General features: G+C 35.2%; 10 protein-coding genes. 5 read left to right on the forward strand and 5 right to left on the reverse strand.

Annotated features, from left to right (window positions below; translation table 11 throughout):
- Positions 1-102: 102 nt before the first annotated feature.
- Together RTY06_RS15870 and RTY06_RS15875 are read right to left on the reverse strand one after the other, a co-directional pair.
- Complete coding sequence (locus RTY06_RS15870; protein ID WP_312825943.1) at positions 103-525, reverse strand: hotdog fold thioesterase; 423 nt, start codon at positions 523-525, stop codon at positions 103-105.
- A gap of 82 nt (positions 526-607) precedes the next feature.
- Complete coding sequence (locus RTY06_RS15875; protein ID WP_312825944.1) at positions 608-1,399, reverse strand: enoyl-CoA hydratase-related protein; 792 nt, start codon at positions 1,397-1,399, stop codon at positions 608-610.
- A gap of 420 nt (positions 1,400-1,819) precedes the next feature.
- Here RTY06_RS15875 and clpB point away from each other — a divergent pair, with 420 nt between their 5' ends.
- The gene (clpB, locus tag RTY06_RS15880) at positions 1,820-4,411 is read left to right on the forward strand and encodes an ATP-dependent chaperone ClpB (protein ID WP_312825945.1); all 2,592 of its coding nucleotides are present in this window, start codon (positions 1,820-1,822) and stop codon (positions 4,409-4,411) included.
- 91 nt (positions 4,412-4,502) lie between these two features.
- Here clpB and RTY06_RS15885 read toward each other — a convergent pair whose 3' ends face one another.
- The 3 genes from RTY06_RS15885 to RTY06_RS15895 all read right to left on the reverse strand — a co-directional run bounded on the left by RTY06_RS15885 (position 4,503) and on the right by RTY06_RS15895 (position 8,182).
- Positions 4,503-5,213 carry an FKBP-type peptidyl-prolyl cis-trans isomerase gene (locus tag RTY06_RS15885; RefSeq protein ID WP_312825946.1) on the reverse strand — a complete coding sequence of 237 codons (711 nt, stop codon included), beginning with the start codon at positions 5,211-5,213 and terminating at the stop codon, positions 4,503-4,505.
- Positions 5,214-5,341: 128 nt separating this feature from the next.
- A complete protein-coding gene (locus RTY06_RS15890; RefSeq protein WP_312825947.1) occupies positions 5,342-6,295 on the reverse strand; it encodes a hypothetical protein in 954 nt (317 codons plus the stop codon).
- 27 nt (positions 6,296-6,322) lie between these two features.
- Positions 6,323-8,182 carry a M1 family metallopeptidase gene (locus RTY06_RS15895; RefSeq protein WP_312825948.1) on the reverse strand — a complete coding sequence of 620 codons (1,860 nt, stop codon included), beginning with the start codon at positions 8,180-8,182 and terminating at the stop codon, positions 6,323-6,325.
- A 229-nt stretch (positions 8,183-8,411) separates the two neighbouring features.
- On the opposite strand from RTY06_RS15895, the gene RTY06_RS15900 reads away from it, so the two are divergent.
- The 4 genes from RTY06_RS15900 to RTY06_RS15915 all read left to right on the forward strand — a co-directional run bounded on the left by RTY06_RS15900 (position 8,412) and on the right by RTY06_RS15915 (position 12,678).
- A complete protein-coding gene (locus tag RTY06_RS15900; RefSeq protein WP_312825949.1) occupies positions 8,412-9,383 on the forward strand; it encodes a zinc metalloprotease in 972 nt (323 codons plus the stop codon).
- Between the two features lie 133 nt (positions 9,384-9,516).
- Complete coding sequence (gene bglX / locus RTY06_RS15905) at positions 9,517-11,739, forward strand: beta-glucosidase BglX (RefSeq protein ID WP_312825950.1); 2,223 nt, start codon at positions 9,517-9,519, stop codon at positions 11,737-11,739.
- A 147-nt stretch (positions 11,740-11,886) separates the two neighbouring features.
- Positions 11,887-12,207 (forward strand): hypothetical protein, encoded by a 321-nt coding sequence (locus tag RTY06_RS15910; RefSeq protein WP_312825951.1) that lies wholly within the window; start codon positions 11,887-11,889, stop codon positions 12,205-12,207.
- A gap of 6 nt (positions 12,208-12,213) precedes the next feature.
- Positions 12,214-12,678, forward strand: coding sequence for a DUF4265 domain-containing protein (locus tag RTY06_RS15915; protein ID WP_312825952.1), 465 nt, complete (start codon positions 12,214-12,216; stop codon positions 12,676-12,678).
- Positions 12,679-12,749: the final 71 nt, after the last annotated feature.

Here is a 12,749-nt window from a genome sequence, read left to right on the forward strand (position 1 = left end):
CTCTTTCCTATCAAAATATTATTTAATTTTGTCTAAACTTTTGGGTGCAGTCTAATTTTGAAGTTTTTTAATTATTTTTATTCTGAGATTCTTGAAGGATTCTCAAAGATGTTTCAATTCCGTCACCTTTTTACCAATTTTATAAACCGTTCCTCGGAAACCGGCCACAACCTCATCATTTTGATTCTTGATTGTGATATCATATACAGCTGTTTTTCTGGTATCTGTGAGTAGAATACTTTCCGCAATTAAGACATCGCCATTTTTTGCTGCTTTTGTGAAATTAATATAACAATTGAGCGCCACCGCAGCTTCTCCGGAATTATTAGAAGAAAATGCCAACGCCGAATCTGCAAAAGCAAATGTAACTCCGCCGTGAACCGTCCCCAATCCATTAATCATTTCGGGTTTCACTGGCATTTTTATAAGGCAGTAATTATCTTTAATTTCCGTCAGTTCGATTCCGAGCCATTGAGAAAACAAATCTTTCTCGAACATATATTCTGCCGTTTCTCGTGCGTTCATAAATTATAATTGATAAATGATAGCTGATAAATGATTAAATTCCATAATCACTAAAAACTCTCCGATTCTCAAACACTCCAACTTATTTCCCTTTATAATTTGGCAAACGTTTCTCGATGAAAGCAGCAACACCTTCTTTGAAATCCTCGGTTTCCGCAGCATCTTGCTGAATGATAGATTCGTAGTCTAATTGTTCGAAAAGTGTGAATGTATAAGATTTATTAAATGCTTTTTTGGTCAAATAAAGCGCAGTTGTCGCAGCGTGGGAAAGCTGAGTTAAAACTTCCATAGACTTTTCAACAAATTCGGAATCTGAAAAAACATCCGCAACTAAACCGATTTTCTTAGCTTCAGTTGCAGGAACTTTCTTGCCAGTAAAAGATAAATAACTCGCTAATTGTCTCCCTACTAATTTCGGCAGATAATAAGTTCCGGCCGTATCAGGAATCAAACCAATATTCGCAAAAGCAAAAGAAAAGTAAGAACTTTCCGTTGCTAAAGTAAAATCACAAATAGAAGCCAACATTGCTCCTGCTCCAACCGCAGGACCATTGACTAAAGCAATCACCGGTTTTTTACATTTAACAATTTCGAGAACCAAAGGATTATAATATTCAATCACAAATCTTTGGATTGTTCTATCGTCTTCATCAAAACCCAAAGCTTCTTTCAAGTTCTGACCTGCACAAAAAGCTTTTCCTTTTCCGGCAATAGCAATACATCTAACATTGTCATCATTACTGAATTTGTGTACGGCATTTCGCAATTCTCCTAGCATAACTTGAGTAAGGCTGTTATAACTATCCGGCTGATTCAGATAAATCAATTGCAATTTTCCGTCGAATTGGGAATCTATCTCTATTTGTGAATACATAATCTTGGTTTTCTTCAAATATAAAACTATTTGCAGACTTATAAAATCGGAATTAAAAATTTAAAACGACAAACATAATGATCATCAATCTTGATTTGTTGAATTACATTTTGACATTTGATTTTAGACTAATTTTCGAATATTCGGAAATTTTGTCTTTGTAAAATAACTTAAAATTTAATTATTCGGAAAATTTGTCTGCTAATTTTAAAAAATCAACAATAGAATAGTTTTTGTGATTAAGGTTTCAGAATTAAATGATTGATGAAGCATTAAGAAGTTAAACCTTAAAAATTTATTTTCTTAATGCTTTTAAAAAAACAAAAATCATAGTTTCAAAATCTAAAATTGAATAGAATTTGATACAAGTTTTTCAATCATTAATCTTTTAATTTTTAAATCATTTAATCCAAAAATATTATGAATCTAAATCAATATACCGTAAAATCACAAGAAGCCATCCAAGCTGCACAACAAGTGGCAATGGAATTTGGTAATCAGCAGATTGAACCACAACATTTACTTGAAGGAATTTTTCAGGTTGATGAAAATATATCGCCTTTCTTATTAAAAAAATCTGAAGCAGATGCCACTTTGGTAAGAGAGCGAAACAGAGAAAATCTTGAAAAACTCCCAAAAGTTCAGGGAGGGAATATTTATCTTTCACAATCAGCAAACAAAGTTTTGCTTGATGCGCCCAACATCGCTAAAAAAATGGGTGATGAATACGTGACCATCGAACATTTGTGGCTCTCCCTTCTGGAAACAAATTCAGAAGTTTCGAAAATGTTGAAAGATATGGGCGTTACGAAAACACTTTTGGAAGGCGGAATCAAAGAATTAAGAAAAGGCTCAAAAGCGACTTCTGCAAGTTCGGAAGAAACTTATCAATCTTTAAATAAATATGCTAAAAATTTCAACGAACTCGCTGCAGAAGGGAAACTTGACCCGGTAATCGGTCGTGATGAAGAAATCAGAAGAGTTTTGCAGATTCTTTCAAGAAGAACCAAAAACAATCCGATTTTGATTGGTGAACCCGGAGTTGGGAAAACCGCAATCGCAGAAGGAATTGCCCACAGAATTATCAATGGCGACGTTCCTGAAAATTTGCAGGATAAAACCTTGTATTCATTGGATATGGGTGCTTTGATTGCAGGTGCAAAATATAAAGGTGAGTTTGAAGAGCGTTTGAAATCTGTTGTAAATGAGGTTATCAAATCAGACGGACAGATTATCCTTTTCATCGATGAAATTCATACTTTGGTTGGAGCCGGAGGCGGTGAAGGTGCGATGGATGCGGCAAATATTCTGAAACCAGCCTTGGCAAGAGGAGAATTAAGAGCAATCGGTGCAACGACTTTGAATGAATATCAAAAATATTTCGAGAAAGATAAAGCACTTGAAAGACGTTTCCAGAAAGTAATGGTGGAAGAACCGGACACAGAATCGGCAATTTCTATTCTTCGTGGAATTAAAGATAAATATGAAGCGCATCATAAAGTAAGAATCAAAGATGAAGCGATTATTGCGGCGGTAGAAATGTCTCAAAGATATATTTCAGACCGATTTCTACCGGACAAAGCGATTGATTTGATTGATGAAGCTTCTGCCAAACTGAGAATGGAAATCAATTCAAAACCTGAAGAACTGGATGTTCTTGACAGAAGATTGATGCAGTTGGAAATTGAATTGGCGGCCATTTCAAGAGAAGGAAATCAGACAAAAATCGACCATTTAAAAGAAGATATTTCGAAAATTTCTGAACAGAGAAATGAAATCAATGCAAAATGGCTGAAAGAAAAACAAAAATCTGAGGACCTCACCCAGATTAAAAAAGATATAGAATCTCTAAAACTGGAAGCAGAAAGAGCTTCGAGAGCTGGAGATTACGCGAAAGTAGCAGAAATCCAGTACGGTAAAATCAAGGAAAAAGAAGATGCTTTGCAGAAACTTGAATTAGAAATGCAAAACCATCAGAATGAATTAATTAAAGAAGAAGTAACTTCTGAAAACATCTCTGAAGTCATTGCAAAATGGACAGGAATTCCTGTAACCAAACTTCTTCAATCTGAAAGAGAAAAATTGTTACATCTAGAAACTGAACTTCATCACAGAGTTGTGGGTCAGGAAGAAGCGATTGAAGCTGTTGCAAATGCAATCAGAAGAAACAGAGCAGGTTTGAGCGACGATAAAAAACCAATTGGAAGTTTCTTATTCTTGGGAACAACTGGAGTTGGAAAAACCGAGCTTGCAAAAGCTTTAGCGGAGTTTTTATTCGATGATGAAAACAATATGACAAGAATAGATATGAGTGAATATCAGGAACGTCATTCGGTTTCGAGATTGGTTGGTGCGCCTCCAGGATATGTTGGTTATGATGAAGGTGGACAATTGACGGAAGCAGTTCGAAGAAGACCTTATTCTGTGGTACTTTTAGATGAAATTGAAAAAGCGCATCCTGATGTTTTCAACACATTGTTGCAAGTTTTGGATGATGGAAGATTGACTGATAATAAAGGTCGCGTTGTGAATTTCAAAAACTCGATTATCATTATGACTTCGAATTTAGGTTCGCACATCATTCAAGAGAATTTTGAAAATATCACGGAAGAAAATCAGGATGAAATTGTTGATAAAACTAAAATTGAAGTTTTTGATTTATTAAAACAAACACTTCGTCCGGAATTCCTCAACAGAATTGATGAAACAGTTTTATTCCAGCCTTTAAGAAAAAAAGAAATCGGAAAAATCGTTCAGTATCAGTTGAGAGGTTTCAATGATATGTTAGCAAAACGCAATATCATTATGACAGCAACACAAGATGCTTTGGATTATTTGACCAACAAAGGTTATGACCCAGTTTTCGGAGCAAGACCGTTGAAAAGAGTGATTCAACAGGAAGTTTTGAATAAATTATCAAAAGAAATCCTTGCAGGGAATGTGAATGACGGCGACAGAATTACTTTAGATTATTTCGAGGAAACAGGTTTGGTTTTCAGACCAGTGGAATAAGAATTAAATTTTTCTTCATATTAAATACTTTTTTAAAAAGAAAACCTCAGCCAAATCAGCTGAGGTTTTTGATTTTATTGTTAAGAAAATCTTATTTGATATTCACCAATTCCACATCAAAAATAATTGTAGAACCTCCAGGAATAGCACCTCCCGCGCCTTGATCGCCATAAGCCAAATCTGAAGGAATGTAAAATCTGTACTTAGACCCTTTGCTCATCAATTGGATTCCTTCCGTCCATCCTTTGATAACCATCCCTAGATTGATATCCGCTGGAGCACCTCCATTTTTGTCAGTAGAGTCGAAAACAGTTCCATCTAATAATTTCCCGGTGTATTTTACCTGTACAACGTCTGATGCTTTAGGTTTTGTTGTTCCATCACCTTGTTGCAAAACCTCGTATTGCAAACCAGAAGCCGTAGTTTTCACTTTTGGATTGTTTTTATTTTTAGCCAGAAACTCAAGACCTTTTTTCTTGTTTTCAGAGCCTTGTGCATTGGCTTCAGATTGTTTCTTTTGATGTTGCTTCATCATAAAATCTTGCATAAAGCTGTTCATCTCTTCAGCTGGCAACATCTTTTTCTTTGTGCTGTCCATTTCCTCTTTGATACCTTGGACCAAAAGTTCTGCATCTACTTTGAAACCTTCTTGTTTCATATTTTGAGCGATGCTCATTCCTATATAATAAGAAGCTTTTTGCTCGTCGGTGTATTTGCTGTCATTTTTCTTATCTCCTTCCTTAGCACAAGAAATAATACCAAGTGTAGCTACGCAAAACAATGCGATAGTCTGTCTTTTCATTTTATTATTTAATTATTTATGATTAACGAATTAATGGCTGCAAATCTATCATTAATAATATAAACTTATCTACTGTAAAGAATTTTTCTATTACATTTTTTTTGAAATTACCTTCTGAATTGTAGTTCTTAAGAATCCGAAATCATCTTATCCAGATCCAAAAGCAGATAATTAATATTTTGATTAATTGTCCTCGTTGCAGATTGCATTTGGTTAAGCATTGATTCGCGATTGTGCAAATCCGATGAACGGTAAAATCCGCCATTCCCAAAATTCACAGATTGATTTGCCGAATCCTCATTACTATCAAACTGATACTGAATCCACCTTTGTTTCATATTCTGGATGATAGAATGCTCTCCGTTTCCTGTAAACTTTTTCTCTGTGTACATATACCAGATGAAGGGTGGAAAATTCTTGGATAGTAACTTTTGCTCCCAAATATCACGCAAGAGATTCCGTTCGTGGATAAACTCTACTTTCTTACCTTTTGGATTAAATGTTGCCAAACCCAATCCAGCTCCCAGCAAACCTCCACCAATGCTTACCGCATTTTCTACACCATTATCTTTGATAACTCCACCAGCAACAGAAGTTACCGCACCTGTAATAATAGAGAACAGGATCAATCGGTTATTTCGGTTGCTGTTCATATTATCTACATAGTTGGCTATCTGCGCCACTCTTTCACCTTCGCAGTCGAATTCAGCGGCAACAGCATCCAACTCTGTCAATGCAATACTTATTTTACTATTGATTTTAGTTTTCAGTTGAACCCCTTTCAATTGAGATTTCAGGGTTGAGTCTTTTTTCAAATCGATAATATCCTCTGCTTCATCAATACTTTGAAGAGCATTCAGAATCAATATACTTTGATCAGAAAAATATCTTTTAAGTTTCTGATTGGCATTAATAATAGAATCAGAATTGTATGAAGGGATTTTTTGAGAATAGTTGTATTGTAAAGGAGCTTTGCAATAGCTATCCTTCAGGGTCAGAATATTCTGCTGAATGGTTTTATTCTTTTGTGAAACACAAGACGAAAAGAATAGCAATATCAATAAAAGACCAACATTTTTCATACAAAATCCCTTTTGTAAAATCAATAATTAAAGACTCTTCAAATTATCATCCGGCGTGTAATCCATAAAAATCCCGCCATCCAGATTGATGGATTTGATTTTCTTTTTTGATGGGATATTCAGATTCGTTTGCTTCTGATCTTTCTCCCAAACTACTGGCGTGAAATGTCCTTTCTCCGTCGTCCCATCTTCATAAGTCAAAACCACATCAAATGGAATCGCAAATCCACCAACATTCTCAACCGTTAAAACCAATTGATTTTTTTCTTGATTTACAGATCCTATTTTTAAATCAATATAATTATTAGTATAAAACCAATTATTGAAAAACCAATTCAGATTTTTGCCAGAACCAGCATTCATAGAATTAAAATAATCCCACGGAATCGGATGTTTCCCGTTCCAGTTATCCATATAATGATGAAGTGCTTTTTTGAACAGTTCATCTCCCAAATAATCCTTCAAAGCCAAATAAGAAAGCGAAGGTTTCACATAAGCATTATTCCCATAGCCTGCACCAGCTAGCTGAGAACTTATTGAGATAATCAGCTGGTCTTGCTCTGTAGAAGCATCGTTAATCCAACGTTTCACACGGAAGTTCTTCATAAATTTATCCGCTGCTTCTTTTCCGTTTTCATCAATGCCTATCAAGTATTCCAAAGTTGTAGCCCAGCCTTCATCCATATAAGCATATCGGGTTTCATTGATTCCCATATAAAAAGGAAAATAAGTGTGCGCAATCTCGTGGTCAGCCGTCAATCTTGCATCTTGCAAATCATTAGGAATGCTGGTATCATTAATCATCATTGGATATTCCATATCAGCATAACCTTGGATAGCAGTCATTACCGGGAAAGGATATTCCACACCTGGCCAATTATCTGTAAACCATTTCAAGTTGTAGCGCATCCAGCCTGTATATTGCTCAAAATCTTTTGCACCAGCATTGTAAGCAGATTGTACACTTGCTCTTTTGGTTTTTAATTGAACACTGGACGCATCCCAAACGTAATGATTACTCAATGCAAAGCAAAAATCCACAATATCATTGGCTTTGAATTTCCAGACATTCCATTCATTTTGCTTCGTCACTTTTCCGGATTTCATTTCTTCGGCATTCGCAACGTGAATGATTTTATCAGATTTTAAAGACTCTTTGAAACGTTTCAGATATTCAGGTTGAAGAACTTCTTCTGGATTTTGGAAATCTCCAGTGGACCAAACCACAAAATTTTTAGGCGCAGAAATCGCAAAAGCATAATCGTTAAAATCATTATAAAACTCTTGTCTGCCGTTGTGCTGCAATAGATCCCAACCGTTGTAATCATCATAAACAGAAACTCTAGGGAAAGAATAAGCTACGTAAAAAGTCTCGGGGTCAATTTGTCCTTCTCTTCCGCTTTCTTTCGCTAACGGATATTCCCAATCGATTTTGATTTCGGTTTTAGATTTTGATGCTAATGGCTTTGTTAATTTCACAGCCTCAACCGTTGACCAATTATCACTATTGATGTTATACTTTTCGCCATTGATGGAGAACGATTTAATTTTCAATCCATCTGTCATCGACTCTTTAGAAACATAACCAGCTCTACCCGACTGCGGTTTATTAACATTATTAACAAATCTGATAGCCAAAACTTTCAACTCATCGGGACTATTATTAGAATACTGAATCGTCTCGGAACCCGAAACAATTTTAGTAGATGCATCCACTTTCACATTCACATCGTAAATTCCTTTGTTCTGCCAGTAGTTTTTACCTGGTTTTCCAGACATATCACGAGTTCCATCAGCATAAGCTTTTTTGATATTTCTTGGCATATACAGTTCCTGTGCAGAAATTGTTGTCCCAATCAGCATCAATCCTAATAATAGTTTGTTCATTTTTTACAATTTGAAATCAAAAATAAAAATTTAAGATCAAAAAGCCGACTTTACTCCTTTAAGAAATAATAACAAAACCTCATAATCTATTGAAACACATCTGTACTAAAAACCAAACAATTACACATTGTGCAAAACATCAAATAAAAAATTGATTAATTCTTTAAAAAAAATAATTTTTAATAAAAAAAAATCATACATTTGGATGAAACTTTAAAAAATCAATTCTATGAAGAAATCTTTTTTTTACTTAGCTACAGCTATTGCATTGACAGCTTGTAATCAAACCTCTGAAACCGAGTCACTAGTTGAGGACAACTCTACAACTAATATATCAACAAGAAGATCTTGTCCTTCCGACGAAATCCGCGCAGAATTATTAAAAAATGATGCAGGCGCAAGAGAAAGATATGCAAATATAGAATCCAGTGTAAATTCTGCTATTTTGGGAAAAGTACTTACTGATGGTACTGTAGATATTCCCGTTGTTGTAAATGTACTTTATAAAACCTCAGCAGAAAATATTTCTGACGCAAGAATTGCTGAACAGATTGCCGTCCTTAATGCCGATTTTGGAGGAACCAATACCGATGCTTCTAAAATCCCGACAGAGTTTGCAAATATTAAAGCAGGAGACACCAAAGTTAGATTTCATCTTGTAAAAACCGTAAGAAAAGCCACGACTAAAACTAATTGGAGTACTAATGATGCGATGAAAAAATCATCTTCAGGGGGAATTAGTGCAACTAGCCCATCTAATTATTTTAACCTTTGGATTGTTGGAAATATGGGGGGAGTTCTTGGCTACGCAACCTTCCCAGAATCTGCCGGACTTTGGAATGACGGAGTGGTAATTGCAGCGCCATATTTTGGTAAAACAGGAGCTACTGCACCTTACAACTTAGGAAGAACAGCAACTCACGAAGTGGGACATTATCTGAATCTAAGACATATCTGGGGAGATGCGTCTTGTGGAAATGACCTTGTTGCTGATACGCCAACACAAACTGGAGCCAATTATGGTAAACCAACTTACCCCAAATATAACACCTGTAGCGGAACTTCAAGATCTATTATGTTTATGAATTACATGGACTATGTAGACGATGCTGCGATGTTTATGTTCTCCGCCGGACAAAAAACAAGAGCTCAAGCTGTTCTTACATCTTCGGGCGCTAGAGCTGGACTTAGAGTTTACTAACTACTTTTTTAATTTGTAGGAGCTGTTTTTGCCAATTGCGAAAACAGCTTTTTTATTATAAATATCGCTTGTAATGAATAAAATATTAATTTTACAATAATTAATATCTCAAAAAGAGACAACAGCTATTCTAATGAAAAAATATACATTCTCACTCCTGTTATTACTTTTTGGAATCAGTATAACCGCGCAGAAAACCATCGAGCAAAAAGTCAATGAGTTAATTTCTAAAATGACTTTAGAAGAAAAAGCAGGACAGCTCGTCCAATATAGTGGCTTCGAATATGCAACAGGTCCACAAAACTCCAATTCCAAAAAAGTTTTGGAAGAAATAAAAGAAGGAAAAGTAGGTTCTATGCTGAATGTAACTGGCGCAGAAGAAACCAAAGCCTTTCAAAAACTCGCTTTACAATCAAGATTGAAAATTCCTTTATTATTTGGACAAGATGTTATTCATGGTTTCAGAACAACTTTTCCTGTTAATCTTGGTCAGGCAGCAAGCTGGGATTTGGAGATGATAGAAAAATCCGAAAGAATTGCCGCGATAGAAGCTTCCGCTTATGGTATCCACTGGACATTTGCACCAATGGTGGATATCGCGAGAGACCCAAGATGGGGACGTGTGATGGAAGGCTCGGGTGAAGATACTTACCTCGGAACCAAAATCGGATTGGCAAGAATCAAAGGTTTCCAAGGAAAAGGTTTAGGAAATATAGATGCAATAATGGCGTGCGCCAAGCACTTCGCCGCTTATGGCGCGGCAGTTGGTGGAAGAGATTACAACTCAGTGGATATGAGTCTTCGTCAACTTCACGAAACTTATTTACCGCCTTTCAAAGCTGCAGCCGAAGCTGGCGTTGCCACTTTTATGAATTCTTTCAACGATATCAACGGAATTCCTGCAACAGCTAATAAATATATTTTAAGAGATTTATTAAAAGGAAAATGGAACTTTCAAGGTTTTGTAGTTTCCGATTGGGGAAGTATTGGAGAAATGATAAAACACGGTTATGCCAAAGACAATGCAGAAGCCGGAGAAAGAGCAATTCTTGCCGGCAGCGATATGGATATGGAAAGCCGAATCTATATGGAACAGCTTCCGAAATTGGTAAAAGAAGGAAAAGTAGATATCAAATTTGTAGATGATGCAGTAAGAAGAATTTTAATCAAAAAATTTGAAATGGGATTATTTGATGACCCGTACAGATTTATCAATAATGACAGACAAAAACAACAAACGAACAATCTTGAGAATAGAAAATTCGGGAGAGAATTCGGCGCAAAAAGTGTAGTTCTTCTGAAGAATGAAAAGAAACTTCTTCCACTTTCGAAATCGACAAAAACTGTAGCTTTGATTGGACCATTTGGAAAAGATGCAGTGGCGATGCACGGATTTTGGTCTGTTCCTTTTAAAGATGATGCGCAGAGAATCGTAACTCAATTTGACGGAATCAAAAATCAATTGGATAAAAATTCAACATTGTTGTATGCCAAAGGCTGTAATGAAAATGACCAAGACAAATCTATGTTTGCAGAAGCAATCGAAACTGCTAAAAAAGCTGACATCGTTATAATGACGCTTGGCGAAGGACACGCAATGAGTGGCGAAGCAAAAAGCCGAAGCAACATCCATTTCTCAGGTGTTCAAGAAGACTTATTGAAAGAAATTACTAAAACCGGAAAGCCAATTATATTGATGATTAATGCAGGAAGACCCTTGGTTTTTGATTGGGCAGCGGATAATATCTCAACCATTGTTTACAGCTGGTGGCTGGGAACAGAAGCTGGAAATTCTATCGCTGATATTTTATTTGGAAATGTGAACCCAAGTGGAAAATTACCAATGACTTTCCCAAGAACAGAAGGTCAAATCCCAGTCTATTACAACCATTACAACACAGGAAGACCTGCTGAAAAATCTACAGACAGAAACTATGTTTCTGCTTACATCGATTTGGATAACGACCCAAAATTCCCTTTTGGATTTGGATTAAGTTATACTGATTTCAAATACTCCAACTTTAATCTAAGTTCTGAAAATCTTAAAGGAAGTCAAACTTTAACAATTAATGTCAATGTTGCTAATACAGGAAATTTTGACGGAGAAGAAGTGGTTCAACTCTATATCAGAGATTTGTTCGGAAAAGTGGTGAGACCTGTAAAAGAACTAAAAGGTTTCCAAAAAATAGCTTTGAAGAAAGGCGAAAACAAAACTGTTACTTTCAAGTTAACGCCGGAAGATTTGAAATTCTATGATGACGAACTGAATTATGATTGGGAAGCCGGAGAATTTGAAATAATGGTCGGAACCAACTCAAATGATGTGATGACGAAGAAGATTGTTTGGGAGAAATAGTTTGCTTAATTTTAAGCTATGATAAAAACACATCAACTCTTATTCGCTTTTTTACTTTTTACCTTTTTGAGTTGTAAGGAAAATAGCTCAAGTTCCAAATTAAGCAAGAATGACTCTGAATTTATTCAAGAGAATTATGTTCTTTTTTTGAGACCAAGTGACAAAAAATTTGATTCGCTCAAAGAAGAAAATGGAATTTTTGAAGCTGATTCAGATTTTGGTTTTGCAATACAGAATACAATTGATAGCTTAAATACCAATCAAAAATATAAAGATTTAAAAAATAGTATTTCAACCAAAAGGTATATTGAAATCAAAAATTGTAAAAATTGTCCACCGAAGTTCGACAGAGATACAATTCTCTATGGAATCATTCTGAATGCTCCTAATAAAGAAATGAAAATATTGTCCAATACCCATTCTGGCAATTATTTATCTGAGATTAATGAATATTTTAATTTGAAATAGACAATAATGAGTGACAATTCAGAAAAAATTTTAGTTAGATATTACAGCGACGTTCTTGAAGAAACAACAGTTGAAACATTATGGACAGAAATCATTGACATTCAAAAAGGACTTTATAAAATTGATAATATTCCTTTTTATGGTCCTGATTTTTCTTGTGGAGATATTGTTTTTGCAGAGTATGATGAAGATGAAGAATACATTACTTACAGAAATGTTGTAGAATATTCTGGAAATTCAACAATCCAAATAATTGTTCTTGATGAAGATATTGATGTGATGCAATTACGAAATGAGTTTAAAAATCTTGGCTGTGAAAGCGAAGGAATGGGAAATAAATATTTTGTAATGGAAATTCCAAATCATCTCAATTATTCTGAAATTTTCAAAAAATTGAATGCACTAGAAGTCATTGAAAAAATAAGTTTTGCTGAGCCAAATATTTCACAAAAGCATTCATCTGAAAAATAAAAAAATCCTCTTTCTCTGGACTGCCCCCAAAAAGTTATACACTTTTTAGGGGCATTTTTTATGAGAAGAAA

The sequence above is a fragment of the Epilithonimonas sp. genome (assembly GCF_032055105.1).
GTDB lineage: Bacteria > Bacteroidota > Bacteroidia > Flavobacteriales > Weeksellaceae > Epilithonimonas.